The organism is Amycolatopsis sp. YIM 10 (genome assembly GCF_009429145.1).
Lineage (GTDB): Bacteria > Actinomycetota > Actinomycetes > Mycobacteriales > Pseudonocardiaceae > Amycolatopsis.
The window spans coordinates 4918182-4934767 of the sequence record NZ_CP045480.1 but is presented as its reverse complement, the minus strand read 5'-3'; the positions used below and the strand labels follow the sequence as shown (position 1 = coordinate 4934767).

The 16586-nt window shown below is 73.7% G+C and carries 4 protein-coding genes; all 4 read left to right on the top strand.

Going from position 1 to position 16586, the window contains the following annotated elements:
• The first annotated feature begins 1 nt into the window (after window position 1).
• The 4 genes from YIM_RS23490 to YIM_RS23475 are packed head-to-tail and all read left to right on the top strand — an operon-like array spanning window position 2 to window position 16492.
• Window positions 2–13630, top strand: coding sequence for a non-ribosomal peptide synthetase/type I polyketide synthase (locus YIM_RS23490; RefSeq protein WP_153032391.1), 13629 nt, complete (start codon window positions 2–4; stop codon window positions 13628–13630).
• Window positions 13627–14616: an isocyanide synthase family protein gene (locus YIM_RS23485; protein ID WP_153032390.1), complete on the top strand. Its 990-nt coding sequence runs from the start codon at window positions 13627–13629 to the stop codon at window positions 14614–14616. Before YIM_RS23490 ends, YIM_RS23485 begins: the two co-directional genes overlap by 4 nt.
• Window positions 14613–15281, top strand: coding sequence for a DUF6875 domain-containing protein (locus YIM_RS23480; RefSeq protein WP_153032389.1), 669 nt, complete (start codon window positions 14613–14615; stop codon window positions 15279–15281). The genes YIM_RS23485 and YIM_RS23480 overlap by 4 nt, the downstream gene beginning before the upstream one ends.
• Window positions 15278–16492: a cytochrome P450 gene (locus tag YIM_RS23475; RefSeq protein ID WP_153032388.1), complete on the top strand. Its 1215-nt coding sequence runs from the start codon at window positions 15278–15280 to the stop codon at window positions 16490–16492. Before YIM_RS23480 ends, YIM_RS23475 begins: the two co-directional genes overlap by 4 nt.
• The last annotated feature ends 94 nt before the right edge of the window (window positions 16493–16586 follow it).

The following is a 16586-nucleotide window of genomic DNA, read 5'->3' as shown; positions in this document are numbered from 1 at the left end:
CATGGACCTGATCACCGAGTTGCTGGCGCATCCGCTGGTGCACGACGCGGCGCTGGAGGACCGTCACGCGGGCCGGGTGCTGCACGTGGTGCCCGCGCCCGGGGCGGATCCGGCCGAGACGCGGCGCGCGGCCACCGGGCTCGCGCTGTCACCCGGCAGCCCGCTGCTGGTCAGCGTGGTGAGCCGGATTCCCCGCGACCACAACGGAAAACCGGATCCGGCGAAGCTGGCCGCGCTGCCGGTGGCGGTCTCGGCGGGCGCACCGGTGCCCGCCCGGCCACCGGTGACAGCTCCCCCGGCGGACGCCACGCCGGCGGACCAGGCGGACGATGAGCACGCGCCGTCCTCCCACGTCAGCACCGGCTCGCCCGTGGTCGAGCCGGATGATCCGCAGACCGTGCGGGAGGCGATGTTCCGCGCCGCCGAACAGTGGCCGGAGCGCGGCGTGACCGTCGTCGACGACCGGGGAACGCGGCAGGTCACCTTCCCCGAACTGCTGCGCCGCGCCGGGCGCGCGCTGGGCGGGCTGCGAGCCGCCGGCATCGAGCCGGGGGACGCGGTGATCCTGCACTGCGACGACCTGGAGCAGCACTTCGTCGGCCTGTGGGCCTGCCTGCTCGGCGGGTTCCACCCGGTGGCGGTGGCCCCGGCCGCGGACTACGGCGAACGCAACCCGGTGCTGGACAAGTTCGAGCACGCCTGGCACGCACTCGGTGAACCGGTGGTGCTCTCCGGTGGCGAACTCCCCCGGGCACTGCGGAACTTCGGCGCCCGGCACGGTTTCGGCGGCGGCGCGGGAATCGTCGTGCTCGACGTCGCCGACTGCGAACGGGGCGAACCGGCCGAACCCGCACCGGCTCCGGCGCCCGGGGACGTGGCGATCCTGCAGTTGTCCTCCGGCAGCACCGGCGTGGCCAAGGTGATCCCGCTGACCCACCGCGGCATCGTGCGTTACGCGCAGGACGCCAGGGCGGCGATCGGCCTGCGCACCGGCGACGTTTTTGTCAACTGGCTGCCGCTGGACCACGTCGGCGGGGTGGCGATGTTCCACCTCGGGCCGCTCGTGCTCGGCTGCGAAACCGTGCACACGCCGACCGCGCGGGTACTGGCCGATCCGCTGCGCTGGCTGGACCTGCTCCACGAGCACCGCGCCCAGCACTCGTGGGCGCCCAACTTCGGCTTCCGCCTGCTGGCCGGCGCGCTGGACGGGCACGACGGCAGGCGGTGGGACCTCAGCGCGGTCCGCACGCTCACCGACGCCGGGGAGCAGTGCACCCAGCCGGTGCTGGACGCGTTCCTGCGCGCGGTGACCCCGTTCGGCCTCGACCCGGGCGCGCTGGTTCTGGCCTGGGGCATGGCCGAGACGTGCACCGCGTTGACCTTCGAACGGTACGGGCACGACGCCGTGCAGCACGTCCGCGACGCCCGTCCGGGCGCGGTGCTGCATCTGACCAGGCGCCCCGGCCCCGGCAGCACCACCTTTCTCAGCATGGGCGCACCGGCCCCCGGCAACGAGATCCGGATCGCCGGGCCCGACGGCGCCACCCTGCCCGAACGGCGGATCGGCAGGCTGCTGGTGCGCTCGGAACGAGTGCTGCCCGGCTACCGGGACAATCCGGAGGCCGATCGCGCGGCCTTTCCCGGCGACGGCTGGTTCGACACCGGTGACCTCGGTTTTGTCGTCGACGGCAAGCTGACCGTCACCGGCCGGGCCAAGGAAATCCTGATCGTCAACGGCGTGCACCACTTCTGCCACGAGATCGAAGCGCTGGCCGGGACGGTGACCGGGGTGCGTGCCGGGCTGGTGGCGGCCGTCGGGGTCCCGGACGCCAGCGGAACCGAACGACCAGCCCTGGTCTACGTGCCCGACGGCCCGGCGCACCACGCCACCGGCGAGAAGATCCGGAGCTTGCTCGCCACCCGCCTCGGCCTGACCGCTCCCCTGCTGGTGCCGATTCCCGAAGCCGCGTTCGAACGCACCACCAGCGGGAAGATCAGGCGCGCCGAGATGCGGGTGCGCCTGCTCGCCGGTGCCTACGGGACCACCCCCGCCGCACCGCCGTCCTACGCCCACCGGCCCGAGTGGGTGCCCCGCGCCTTCACCCGCGGCCGGTCCGGCGCCGCGGTCCTGGCGATCGCCGATCCCCGTGGGCTGGTGGACCGGCTGGCCGAGCAGCGTGACGGGGTCACCGTGCTGCGCCGGGGAGAACCGCTTCCGGCGGTCCTGCCGCCGACCGTCCTGTTCGCACCGTCCACTGTGGATGCCAACGAGGTGGCGCGGACGCTCGAGCTGTTCGGCGCGCTCGCCGCGGCCGGGTGGACCGGCACGCTGGTGGTGGTCACGGCCGGAGTCTTCCGGGTCACCGGCACCGAAGCGCCCGGCTGGCCCGCCGCGTTGCTCGCCGGGCTCGCCGACGGTTACGCGGCCGACCGGACCGGCGTCCGGGCGTGGCACCTCGACCTGGCCGGTACCGATCTCGAAGCGGACGCCGCGCGCCTGGCCGAGGCGCTCGACTGGCAGCACTCGGAACCGGTGGTCGCCTGGCGTGACAATCTGCCGGTCACGCGGGTGCTGGTCCCTGTTGGGCTGACCGGTACCGGGCCGGGATTCGAGCCGGGCAGCCGCTGGCTGGTCACCGGCGGGCACGGCGGGCTCGGCCGCGTGGTGGTGGACGAGCTGCGCCGGGCCGGGGTGCAACTGCTCGTGACCGGCCGCTCGCCCGCGCCACCGGAACTCGGCGACGTGCGCTACGCCGTCGCCGACGTCCGCGACCTCGGTGCGCTGGAAGCCGCGGTCACCGCCGCCGAGCGGGAGTGGGACGCACCGCTGGACGGGGTGCTCCACCTCGCGGGGACCTTCGAATCGGCGCCCGCCACCGAACTGACCGCGGCCGCCTTCGATGCCGCGACCGGTGCGAAGGTGGCCGGGGCACGCAATGCCGCCGAACTGGTGCGGGCCCGGCCGGGCAGCAGGCTGGTGCTCGTTTCCTCGCTGCTGAGCCGTTTCCCGGCCGCCGCGACCGGTGCCTACGTCGCGGCGAACCGGTTCACCGAAGCACTCGCCGAGCATCTCGGCGCGCACTGCCTGGTCTGGCCGCTGGTGCGTGACACCGGCGTCAGCGCGGGCGGCGCCGCACTCGACCGGGTGCACCGGCGGCGCATGCGTTCGCTGAACCGCGAAGACGTGCCCGCGCTGACCATCGCCGCGCTGCGCCTGCCGCCGGGAACGGTGTTGTTCGGCGTCGACCACGGTGCGCCGCTCGCGCGGCAGGCGGTCGACCCGCCGTGGGCACTGGAAACCGTGGTAGGACGGGAAACCGACGCTTTCGGGGTTCCCCTTCCGCCGCCCGCCGAGACAGCGGCCCCGGAGCCCGCCCAGGTCGGGCAGGACTCGCTCGGGCCGGCGCGGCAGGTGCGAGAGGCCCTTCGCGAGGTGCTGCCCGGTGGCACCGATCCGGCCACGCCGTTCCACGAAGCCGGGCTCGGTTCGGTGGAACTGGTGCGGCTGCATGACCGGCTGCGCCGGGCACTCGGCCGCGACCTGCCGCTGACCGCGTTGTTCGAGCACGCGTCGGAGGCCGCGCTGGTGCGTTACCTCTCCGGCAGCACGAACGGCTCGAACGGCTCGATCCGCCCGGCCGCCGCCCAGGCCACCGGCCGGATCGCGGTGATCGGCATGGCCGCGCGGTTCCCCGGTGCGTCCACATTGGAGCAGTACTGGGCGAACCTGTCCGCCGGGCGGGTCAGCCTGCGCCGGTTCTCCAGGTCCGAGCTGCTCGCCGCCGGACTACCGCCCGAGTTGGTCGACCACCCCGACTACGTCCCGGTCAGCGGCGCGCTCGACGACATCGCCGGGTTCGACGCGGACCTGTTCGGCCTCAGCCCGCGCGAGGCGGCGCTGACCGACCCGCAGCAGCGGCTCTTCCTCCAGGTCTGCCACGAAGCGCTGGAACACGGCGGTTACGGGCGAAGCGAGGATGTGGCCGTCTACGCGGGTGGTGGCATGTCGCTGTACAGCCTGCGCAACTACCTGATGGAGCAGCTATCCGACGTCGACCGGGGCGACCAGCTCGCCGCGTTGCAGGTGGCGATCGGCAACCAGCCAGACTTCCTGGCGACGCGGGTGGCCTACCGGCTCGGCCTGACCGGACCGGCGATGAGCGTGCAGACCGCCTGCTCGACCTCGCTGGTCGCGGTGCACCTGGCCGCCCGATCGCTGCTGGCCGGGGAAACCAGGCTGGCGCTGGCCGGCGCCGCGGCCGTGCACGTGCCGCAGGCCTGCGGGTACCGCTACCAGGAAGGTTCGATCCTCTCGCGCACCGGCGCCTGCCGGGCCTTCGACGCGGCGGCGGACGGCACGGTCGGCGGCAACGGCGTCGCCGCGGTGCTGCTGAAGCGGCTCGAAGACGCCATCGCCGACGGTGACACCGTGCACGCGGTGCTGCTGGGCTCGGCGGTCAACAACGACGGTGCCGCCAAAGCCGGTTACACGGCGCCGGGGGTGGCCGGGCAGTCCGCGGTGATCCGGCAGGCGCTCGCCGCCGCCGGGGTGGCGCCGGACTCGATCGGATACCTGGAGGCGCACGGCACGGGCACCGCGATCGGCGACCCGATCGAACTGCGCGCGGTGCGGTCGGTGTTCGGCGACCGCCCGCACCCGCTGGTGGTCGGCTCGGTCAAGCCCAACATCGGGCACCTGGACAGCTGCGCCGGCCTGGCCGGGTTGATCAAGACCGTGCTGGCGCTGCGGCACGGGCACATCCCGCCGCTGGCCGGGTTCGAGGAACCCAACCCGGAACTGGGGTCGATGGGCGACACGATCCGGCTGGCCTCGGGCGAGCCGTGGCCGACCCCGGGGCCGCGTCGCGCCGGGGTGAGCGCGCTCGGTGTCGGCGGCACGAACGCCCACGTGGTGCTCGAAGAGCCACCGGCTCCCGTTCCGCCTGGTGAAAGCCGTGGCCCGTATGTGATCCCGCTGAGTGCGCGGACCGCGGAGGCGCTGCGGGAGCTGGCCGCGCGGATGGCCGATCGCCTCGACGAGGCGGACCCGCCGCGTGCCGACGACATGCTGCGGACACTGGGTTCCGGGCGGCGGCTCCACCCGTCCCGGCTGGTAGTGCGAGCCGGGACGGCGGCGGAGGCGGCCGCCGCGTTGCGCCGCGGCGACGGCGTGCGCGGTGAGGCGCGGCCGGGTCCGGTGGTGTTCGCCTTCTCCGGTCAGGGATCCGGGACTGCCGGGGTACCCGGCTGGTTGCGGTCGGACCCGGCCGCGGCCGAGGTGCTCGACCGTTGTGCCGCACGGCACGCGCGCACGTGGGGCCGGGAGCTGTTCCCCGCCGGGGCGCACACGGTGGCGACCCTGCTGCCCGCGCTGACCGCGATCCAACTGGCGCAGGCGGCCGCGCTGGACGCGGCCGGGGTGCGGCCGGACGTGGTGATCGGCCACAGCGCCGGGGAGTACGCCGCGCTCCACGTGGCCGGCGCGCTGTCCGAAGTGGATGTCATGCAGCTGGCCGCGGTACGCGGGCGCCTGCTTGAGAACGAGGTCGCCGAGGGTGCGATGCTCGCGGTCGGTGATCCGGCCGTGGCCAGGCGGATCGCCGACGCGGTGCCGGAGCTGGCGCTGTCCGTCCACAACGGACCGGATCAGGTGGTGCTGGCCGGGCCACCGGACGCGGTGGACTCGGCCGAGCGGATGCTGGCCGCCGACGGGGTGTGGGCGCGCAGGCTGAATGTGCGCCGGGCGTTCCACACCGCCGCGGTCGACCCGATCCTCGACGAGCTGGCCCGCCACGCGGCGGGCGTCGAATGGCACCCGCTGCGGCTGCCGTTGCTCGACGGGGCCGGTGCCGTCCGGCACGAACCCGGCACCCGGCTCGGTCCCGCCCACCTGCGGCAGCACACCCGCGCCCCGGCCCGCTACGGACCGGGGATCGACGCACTGGTCGCCGCCGGTTGCACCACCTTCGCCGAACTCGGGCCGGACAGCGGCCTGTGCGCGCTGGGCAGGCAGTGGCCGGGCACCACCTGGCTGCCCGCCGTCCGGGCCGACGTCGTGGACCGCTTGTTCTGCCTGGGCGCCGAGATCGACTGGGGGCCCGGTGGCAGGCGGGTTCCGCTGCCCGCCTATCCGTTCCAGCTGTCACGCCATTGGGCCGGTCCCGCAGGAGGTACCCCGCAGATGCCCGCCGACGACACCCTCGAGCAGATCCGCGAGATCCTGGCCAGGCACCTCGGCGACGACCCGGCGCGAATCCGGCCGGAGGCGTCCCTGCTCGACCTCGGGGCCGACTCGCTGCTGATGATCACCATGTTGCGAGAGCTGGAAACCCGCTTCTCCGTCCGAATCCCCATGCGGCGGCTGTTCGAAGAGCTGGACACCCCGGCCGCCCTGGCCACCGAAATCTCCCGGCAACGCCCCACCCCACCCGCAACACCGAACCCGGCTCCCGCAGCGTCCCCGGAACCGGCGGCTGCTCCAGCGCCGACAGCGGCGGTAGCACCGGCCCTCGCCTCGGCAGCGGCGGCGGCACCGGCACCGGCGGCAGCACCCGTCGCAGCGGCGGGAGCGGCGCCCGTCGCACCGGCGGCGGCGCCGAACCAAACCCCCGCGTCCGCGCCGGTTGTGGCGCGGGCGGGTGGCGGGGAACTCGATTCGCTGATCCGGGACCAGCTCGCGCTGGTGGACAAGTTCACCAGCCTGATGTCGGAGCAACTCGCCGCGCGGTCCGGCGGCGCCCCGGCCCCGGCGCTCGCTCCCCCGCCCGAACCCACTCACCCGCCGGAGCCGCCAAAGCCACCGCAGTCGCCGGAGGCGGCGCAACAGTTGGGGCCCCGTGCCGACGTCGGCGGCACCGGCATGGCCACCGGCCGCCTCACCTCGCAACAGCAGCGGCACTTCGACGAACTCGTCGACCGCTACACCCGTCGCACCGCGAAGTCGAAGGAACTTGCCCAGCGCCACCGCACCCGCCTCGCCGACAGCCGCGCCATCGTCGGGTTTCGCCGCGCCACCAAGGAACTGCTCTACCCCATCACTGCCGGCCGGGCCACCGGCGCGTATCTCGAAGACATCGACGGCAACCGGTACGTCGACATCACCATGGGCTTCGGCACCCTGTTGTTCGGCCACGACCCCGCCTTCCTCACCGAGGCCGTCCGCACCCACCTCGACAACGGCCTCCGCATGGGCCCGCGCGGCGAGGACGCCGGAGAGGCCGCCGCCCTGCTGTGCGAGCTGACCGGCGCCGACCGCGCCGCTTTCGCCAACTCCGGCACCGAGGCCAACGCCGCCGCCTTCCGGCTCGCCCGCGCGCACACCGGCCGCGACCTGCTGGTCCTGTTCGAGGGTTCCTACCACGGCCACTCGGACCCGGTGCTCGCCCGCTCGGTCCGCGAGAACGGCGGCCTGCGCACCGTCCCGGTGTCCAGCGGGGTACCGGCCGCCGCGGTGGCCGACACGCTCGTGCTGCCGTACGGCGAACCGTCCTCTTTGGACGAGATCGCCCGCCACGCCGACCGGATCGCCGCGGTGGTGGTCGAACCGGTGCCGAGCCGGTACCCGCTGCGCCGCCCGGTGGAGTTCGTCAGGGCACTGCGGGAGTTGTGCGACCGGCACGGCATGGTGCTGATGTTCGACGAGATGCTCACCGGCTTCCGCCCGCACCCGCGTGGCGCCCGGGAACTGTTCGGCGTGCGCCCCGACCTGGCCACCTACGGCAAGGTGATCGGCGGCGGCCTGCCGATCGGCGCGATCGCCGGCCGGGCCGACCTGCTGGATCTGGTCGACGGCGGCTTCTGGCGCTACGGCGACGACAGCGTGCCCGAGCGGGACACCACCTTCTTCGGCGGCACCTACATCCAGCACCCGCTGTCCATGGTCGCCGCCAGGGCGGTGCTCGGCAGGCTCCGCGCGGCGGGCCCCGGCCTGCAGGCGGACCTCAACGCCCGCACCGACCGGCTCGCCGCGACGCTGAACTCCTTCGCCGAGGAGTACGAGTTCCCGGTGCGGGTGGAGCACTTCGGCTCACTGTTCCGCTTCGCCCACCGCGGCAATCTCGACCTGCTGTTCTCCCACCTGATGCTGGAAGGCGTCCACGTCTGGGAATGGCGGAACTTCTTCCTCTCCACCGCGCACACCGACGCCGACGTGGACTTCGTGCTCGACGCCGTCCGGAACTCACTGCACGACCTCCGCCAAGGCGGTTTCCTCCCCGGCCCCGCGACACCGGCTCCGGCCGCGCGCAGGCAACCACCGGCGATCCCGGCGCCGCGACCGGCCGCGGAACCGGCACCAAAACCAGAACCCGAACCCGTGCCGGAGATCGGCCGCACCACCCCGGACTTCAGCCTGTACTTCTTCGGCGACTACCCCCGCGACACCCCCGGCGAGAAGTACCGCACGGTGCTCGAAGCCACCGAATTCGCCGACCGGCACGGGCTGCACGCGGTCTGGCTGCCCGAACGGCACTTCGACTCCTTCGGCGGCATCTTCCCGAATCCGTCGGTGCTGGCCGCCGCGCTGGCCGGGCGGACCAGCCGCGTCCGCCTCAACTCCGGCTGCGCCGTGCTGCCGCTGCACGACCCGATCCGGGTGGCCGAGGAGTGGTCCGTCGTGGACAACCTCTCCGGCGGCCGGGTCGGCCTCGGCTGCGCGAGTGGCTGGCACGCCAAGGACTTCGTGCTCGCCCCGGACAACTACGAACGACACCGCGAGGTGCTCTACGAGAGCATCGACACCATCCGGACGCTGTGGCGCGGCGACGCGGTGACCCGCCGCGCGGGCAACGGCGAGGAGGCCGAGGTCCGCCTGTACCCGCGCCCGGTCCAGGCCGAGCCGGAGTTCTACACGGCGGTGGTCGGCAATCCCGAGAGCTACCGCCGGGCAGGCGCGGCGGGCATCGGCGTGGTGACCAACCTGATGGCCCAGACCGTCGACCAGCTCGCCGAGAACATCGCCCGGTACCGGCGGGCCCGCGCGGACGCCGGGCTGGACCCCGATCGCGGCCGGGTCGTGCTGTTGCTGCACACCTATCTCGGCACGGACACCGAACAGGTGCGCGCGGAGGCGTTCGGCCCGTTCTGCGACTACCTCCGCTCTTCGCTGGCGCTGTTCGGGCAGCTGACCAACAGCCTCGGCTTCCGCATCGATCTCGAGCACACCCATCCCGACGACGTCGAATTCCTGCTGCGGCGCGCCTACGACCAGTACTGCGCCGACCGCGCGCTGATCGGCACGCCGGAGGACGCCGAGGCGATCGTGCGCCGGGTGCGTGATCTCGGCGTCGACGAGGTGGCGTGCTTCGTCGACTTCGGCCTGCCGCCGGACCGGATCGTCGCGGCCCTGCCGCAGATCGACCGGCTGCGGCAGCGCTTCACCGCCGAGCCCGGCACCCCGCTGTCACCGGCCGAGCAACGCATCTGGTTTCTCGAACAAGCACTGCCCGACCGGCCGACGCACACCGAGTCGCGGCTGATCCGGCTGCGCGGTGACCTGGACGCCGGCGCGCTGAGGGCCGCGGTGGACACCGTGGTCGCCAGGCATCCCGCGCTGCGTTCGGTGTTCCGGTCCGACCACGGTGAACCCCGCCGGGTGGTGCTCGGCCACCGGCCGGTGGAGCTGCCCGTGCTCGACCGGCCCGGTGACCTCGCGGACCGGGTGGCCGAAGTGGTCGCGGAGGAGAGCGCGCACGGCTTCGACCTCGCGGCCGGGCCGCTGTTCGACCCCCGGCTGCTCCGCCTCGCCGACGACGAGCACCTGCTTGTGCTGCGCATGCACCACCTGGTCGTCGACACCTGGTCGGCCCAGGTGCTGACCAGGGAGATCTCCGAGGCCTACCGCGCGCACCGGGAGGGCCGCGAGCCCGGCCTCGCGCCGATCGCCCCCGTGCCGCCCGCCGAGCCGGAATCCCCGGCGGACCTGGAGTACTGGCGCGCCCAGCTCACCCCGCCGCCACCCGAACCGGCGTTGCCGCTGGCCAGGCCACGGCCCGCGCGGCCAGGTGGGCGGGGCGCGTCGGCCGGCGCCGAACTCGGCACCGAGCTGACCGCCCGGCTCAAGCGGTACGGCAGGCAGTCGCGCGCCACCACGTTCACCGTGCTGCTCGCCGCGTTCGCCGTGGTGCTGCGCCGGTTCGGCGGCCAGTCCGACCTGGTGCTCGGCACGCCGGTGGCGAACCGTCCACAAGGGACGGAAGAGGCGGTCGGCTTCTTTGTCGAAACCCTGCCGCTGCGCCTGCGGATCGACCCCGGCGCCGGGTTCGCCGCACTGGTGCGGTCGGCGCGTGACACGCTGATGGACGCGCAGGAACACCGTGGCGTGTCCTTCGGCACCCTCGCGGCCGACCTCGGTACCCGCGGCAGCCTGCGCAACCCGCTCTTCGACGTCGCCATCGAGTACGACAACGGCGCCGTGTTCGAGTTCGACCTTCCCGGGCTCCAGGCGGAGTTGCTGCCGGAGATGGCCGAACGCGCGCCGTTCGACCTGACCCTGTTGCTGACCGACACCGGCGAGAACATCCAGGCCCGGCTCGCCTACGACGCCGACCTGTTCGATCCGGCCACCGCCGGGCGGCTGCTCGACCACCTGCTCCTGGTACTGGACACCGCCATCGGCACCGACGACCCGATCGACGACCTGCCGTCGATCACCACCGCGGACACCGCGCTGCTGTCGCGCTGGCAGGACGGCGGCCCGCCCGCCGACGGGCCGCGGATCGTGCACGAAGGCGCGCGCTGCGGCCCGGTCACCGACGAGCGGGGCACCACCGGCGGCGCCGAGCTGGAACGCCGCGCCGACGCGGTCACCGCCACCCTGCTGGCCGCCGGTGTCGGGCGAGGCGACCAGGTGGCACTGCACCTGCCGCGCGGCGCCGACGCCGTGGCGGCCATGCTCGGCACCGTCCGCGCCGGAGCGGCCTACCTGCCGCTCGATCCCGAGCACCCGTCGGCACGCAAGCGGGAGATGATCGGGCTCGGCCGGGTGGCCGCGCTGATCGGCCCCTGGCCGGAGCCGTCGGATGTGCCGGTGATCGGCATGGACGACCTGCCGGCGGCCGAGGCCCCCGAGCCGGTGGACCTCACCCCGGATGACCCGGCCTATGTGCTGTTCACCTCCGGTTCCACCGGCAGGCCGAAGGGCGTGGTGGTCCCCCACCGGGCCATCGCCAACACGATCGCCTGGTACGTCGACGGCCTGGGCATCACCGGCGCCGACCGGCTGTCCTGGTTCGCCAGTCCCGGATTCGACGCCTCCGCCTCGGAAACCTGGGCCGCGCTGCGCACCGGCGCCCCGCTGTACGCCGTGCCGCCCGCACTGCGGTTCGACGTCCCCGCCCTGCGCGACTGGCTGGTCGAAACGGGAGTCACCGTGGCATCGGTGCCGACTCCGGTCGGCGAACTGCTGCTCGGCCTCGATTGGCCGGAGGGCACTTCGTTGCGGCATCTGGTGATCGGCGGGGACCGGCTGCGTGTGCACGCACCGGCCGGGTTGCCGTTCCGCGCCTGGAACATCTACGGCCCGACGGAAGCGGCCGTGGCCTCCACCTGGGACCAGGTACCCGCCGACGACGGCCGCGGGGCGCCACCGATCGGCCGCCCGGTGCCCGGCACCACCGTCGAGGTGCTCGACGACCGGCGGCGCCCGCTGCCGCCGGGAGCGGCCGGGGAGCTGTACCTCGGCGGCCGCCAGCTCGCCCACGGCTATCTGAACGACCCGGACGAGACCGGGCGCCGGTTCGCCGACGGCCGCTACCGCACCGGTGACATCGTCCGATGGGCCGAGGACGGCAAGCTGCGCTTCCTGCACCGGCGAGACCGTCAGGTGCAGATCCGCGGCAACCGCGTGGAACCCGCCGAGGCCGAACGGTGCCTGCGCGCCTTGCCCGGGGTCACCGATGCCGCCGTGGTCCCGCGCACCGACGGCAACGGGGAGACCTATCTCGCCGGTTATGTCGTCCCGTCGGGCGGCGAACTCGACCCGCGGCGGCTGGAAGCCGAACTCGGCCGCCTGTTGCCCGGCTACCTGATCCCGGTCAAGTGGTCGTCGCTGCCCGCGCTCCCGTTGAACCACAACGGGAAACTGGATCGCGGCGCACTGCCCGAACCGGCGGCACCGGCGGCGGCCGCCGCACCGTCACCGCTGGCCGCCCGGCTCGCCGCGATCTGGGCGGACGTACTCGGCGTGGCGGAGGTGGCCCCGGACGCGTCGTTCTTCGAACTGGGCGGGCATTCCCTCAACGCGGTCCGCCTGCTCAACCGGGTCCGCGCCGAACTCGGCCGCACACTGGACATCCCGGCGTTCTTCCAGACGCCGACCGTGCGCGGCATGGCCGACGCGCTGGGCACGGACCCGTTCCCGCTCTCGGTGGCGCAGCTGATCCGGTACCACCGCACGGTGCGGGCGAGCGACCCGGCGGTGGCCACCATCGCCGTCCGCCTGCCCCTTCCGTCCGATGTGGACACCACGGCCCTGTCCGCCGCGCTCACCGCGCTCACCGGCCGGCACCCGGCGTTGCGCACGGTCTACCTCGAGCACGACGGAGAGGTGCGCCAGCGGGTGCTGCCACCGGCCCGGGTCGAACTCCCGCGCCTCGACGGCGGTGAGGAAGCCGTCCGCGACTGGGCCCGCGCGCCGTTCGACCTGACCGGTGCGATCGGGCTGCGAGCCGCGGTGACCGCCACCCCGGAACTCCTGCTCGCGCTGCACCACGGCATCGCGGACGGCTGGTCGCTGGCGAACCTGGGCACCGAACTCGGTGAGCTGTACCGCGCGGCGAGCACCGGCACGCCCGACCGGCTGCCCACGCCGGTCGCGGACTACGCCGATTTTGTCGCCTGGGAACAGCAGTACCTCGCCAACCCGGCCACGCGCGCCCGCATCCGCGCCTGGGCGGACCGCCACCGCGCGGTACCCGGTCCGAGTTTCCTGCCTCCCGACGACGATCTCGGCCCGACGGCCCTGCCGCCGGACGCGGGCGACGAGTACACGGTGCCGCTGCCCCCGGAGATCGTCGCCTCGGCCACCGCGCTGGGCGCGGCCGCCGGCTGCACCACGTACCCGGTGTTCGCCGCCGCCTTCGCGGCCTACGTCGCGCGGCTCACCGGCACTCCCGCACTGGCGGCGGGTTCGGCCGTGGTGAACCGCCCCGACGACCGCTTCGAGCACGTGACCGGCCTGTTCGCGCAGATGTCGTGGCTGATCGTGCCGGTCGGCGGCGCGTCGACGTTCACCGACCTGGTCGGCCGCGCCGCGCAGGCCACCCGCGATCTGCTCGCCCTGCAGTCGGTGCCCGGCAGTGTGCTGGCCGCCGAACTCGGCGGGGCCTTCGACGGCGTCGCGCCCAGGCTCGGTTTCGGCATGCAGAGCACCGATCCGATGCCCCTCCGGCTGCCCGGCGCCCCGCCGGTGACCGCCACCGAGATCGCCCTCGGGGTGTCCCGCACCGAGCAGACCTGGGTGGTCACACCCGGCGACCGGAACTGGACGCTCACCGTGGAGTACGCCACCGGCCGGTACCGCCGGTCGCGGATCGAGGCGCTGGTGGCCGGTTACCTGGAGCTGCTCGACCGGCTGCTGGCCGCCCCGTCCCCCGATCCCGCCGCCGCGCTGGTGCCGGAGGTGGCGAGATGAGCACCAGCACCGTCACCGCCGGTCGCCTGTTGCGCGAACTGTTCGAGGTGCGCCGGCTCCACCCCGGGGCCGGACCGTGCCCGGATCCCACCCTGGACTGCTGCGTGCGCGCGCACCTGCCCGTGGTGCTGCCGTCGGTGACCGCCGGTCGTCCGGTGACCTGCGTGCTGCCCGCGTTCCCGGCCAAGAGCCCCAGCCCGCGCAAGGTGCTCGGCCCGCTCCCCGACCTCGCCGAGGAGCAAGGACTGCGGTTCCTGCACCGGCTCTGCCTGCGCCTCGGCGAGCTGCACCCACCGGGGGTGCGCGTGGTGATCTGTTCCGACGGCCGGGTGTTCAGCGACGTCGTCGGCGTGTCCGATGAGGACGTCGCGAGCTACCGCGGCGAGCTGGAGGCGATGATCACCCGGCTCGGGCTGGACACGCTCTCGGTGTTCTGCCTCGACGACGCCTTGCCCGGCCTGAGCTTCGACCGGATGCGCGAGATCCTGGTCCGCGACCACGCCGAGCCACTCGGCGCGGTCCGGACGCGGGTGCTCACCGATCCGGAGGGCAAGCGGCTGTTCAACGGCATCCACCGGTTCCTCACCGAGGACCGGGCCGCCGTCGAGCCGCTGCGCAGCCGCAGCTGGCTCAGGCGTGACTGCAAGGACCGCGCCTACCGGCTGATCCAGCGGTCGGCGGCGTGGGGGCAGCTGGTGGCGGGCCGCTTCCCGGACGCCGTCCGGCTGTCCATCCACCCGCAGGCGCCGCACGCGCCGAAGATCGGGGTGCTGCTGTCCGACCAGCCGCACGAAGGCTGGCTCACCCCGTGGCACTCGGTCTGCGTGCGGACCGGCGACGGTTACCGCTTCATGCACCGTCACCAGGCCGAATCACTGGATGCCCGGCTGGTCCGGATCGACGGCAGGCCGAGCCACTACGACCTGCGCCCGGCCACGCCGGACGTCCCGGCCGCCGCCATCTCCGTGCCAGGAGGGAATCCATGAGCCAGCCGGTCATCCACGCCAACGAAGAGGTCCGTGCCCGGTCCACCGAGCTGCCCGCGCTGGCCACCGCGCTCGACTGGGCCGAGAAGTACCTCTCCGCCCCGCACCCGGACCTCGGCAGGCCCGGGGTGGTCTGCCCCTACGTGCGGTCCGCGTTGCGCCACAACACGCTGTGGTTCACCGAAGTCCCGGCGGCCACCGAAAACGCCGCGCGGCTCGACGCCCGGCTGACCGAACTCGCCGCCGTGTTCACCGGCCTCGACCCGGTCGAACCGGAGCGCGCCACCGAGAAGGCTCTGATCATCGCCTTCCCGGGGCTGCCCGCCGAGCAGGCCCCCGACCTGCTCGGCGGCATGCTCCGGCGGCTCAAACCCGCCTTCGTCGACGACGGGCTGATGCTGGGCCCGGTCTTCCCCGGCAACGAGATCCCCGGTGCGCACAACCCCGATTTCCGGCCCATGCGCGGTCCGGTACCGCTGGTGGCGCTGCGCGTGCTGATGGAGACCGATCTGCCGTTCCTGGACCGCCCCATCGACCCGCCGCACCTGCGCGCCCGGTACCTGCGCGCCTACCTGACCCGGCTCGGCACGCGGATCTCCTTGTCCCGCAAAGAAAAGGCCGAGCGCACGCTGGCGGCACTGGAAGCGGAGGCGCAACTACGATGACCGGCACGACCCTGCACGAGGTGTTCACCGACGCACTCGGTTTCGACCCGGCCTCCCCCGGCTTCCGCGACAATCCCTACCAGCACTACGCCCGCCTGCGCGAACGGAACCCGGTGCACCGCGGGTCCGCCGGATTCTGGGTGGTCAGCGGCTACGACCGGTGCGTGGAGGTGCTGGCCGACCAGCGCTTCGGCCATCCGCAGGGCCGTCCGGTGCACACGCCGGACGCCCTGCTCGGCGGCTCGGCCGACCAGGACAACTTCCTCCTGTTCATGAACCCGCCGCAGCACACGCGGGTGCGCGCGGCCGTCCGCCGGGTGTTCGGGCCCGCCTTTGTCAACCGGCTGCGCCCGTACGTCGAGCGGGAGATCGAGCGCCTGCTCGACGCCGCGTTCGCCGCACCGGAGTTCGACGTGATCGGCTCGCTCGCCCACCCGCTGTCGCTGGCCACGGTCTGTGAACTGCTCGGGGTGCCCGACGGCGACCGGCCCATGGTGATGGCGGCCGCGCAGGACTTCCTCGCCGGGATCGACCCGACCTTCGCCCTGACCGACGAGCGCGGTGCCCGGCGCGACGCCGCACTGGCCACTTTGGACGAATACTTCGGGAACCTGCTGGCCCGCAAGCGCGACGACCCCGCCGAAGACCTGCTCAGCGCACTGGCCACGCTCGACGACCTGGATCCGAGGGAGCTGCGCGGCACCGGCATCCTGATGTTCATCGCCGGGCACGGCACCACCACCAACCTGATCGGCAACGGCACCCTGGCGCTGATCCGCCACCCCGCCGAACGGGAACAGTTCCTCGCCGAGCCCGGCATCGCGGTGACCGCGCTGGAGGAACTGCTGCGCTTCGACGCCCCATCGCAGCTCACCGTGCGGACCGCGCTGGAGGACGTCGCGCTCGGGGAGCACCACATCGCCGAGGGCGAGCAGGTGCTGGTCCTGCGTGGCGCGGCCAACCACGATCCCGCCCGGTTCGCCGATCCCGGCAGGCTCGAACTGACCCGGCCGGACAACAAGCACCTCGCCTTCGGCTCCGGCATCCACCGCTGCCTCGGCGCGCCGCTGGCTCGTATGGAAGGCGGGCTGGCCCTGCGCGCGCTGTTCACCCGCGCACCCGACCTCGCCGTCCTCCCCGGCCAACTGTCCTATCGCGACAGTCTGCTCATCCGCGGCCTGACCGCACTGCCCGTCACCGCCCGCCGATGACGGCCACCCTGAGGAAAGGACCAGCCATGGCTCCCACCGTCAACCGCCGGACCGCGCTTCGCGGTGCCGCAGCACTCGGTGCGGTTTCGCTCAG

What these genes read in the sequence shown, in the direction of transcription:
- YIM_RS23490 (WP_153032391.1), top strand. Translation starts at nt 2, where the DNA reads ATGGACCTGATCACCGAGTTGCTGGCGCATCCGCTGGTGCACGACGCG.
- YIM_RS23485 (WP_153032390.1), top strand. Translation starts at nt 13,627, where the DNA reads ATGAGCACCAGCACCGTCACCGCCGGTCGCCTGTTGCGCGAACTGTTC.
- YIM_RS23480 (WP_153032389.1), top strand. Translation starts at nt 14,613, where the DNA reads ATGAGCCAGCCGGTCATCCACGCCAACGAAGAGGTCCGTGCCCGGTCC.
- YIM_RS23475 (WP_153032388.1), top strand. Translation starts at nt 15,278, where the DNA reads ATGACCGGCACGACCCTGCACGAGGTGTTCACCGACGCACTCGGTTTC.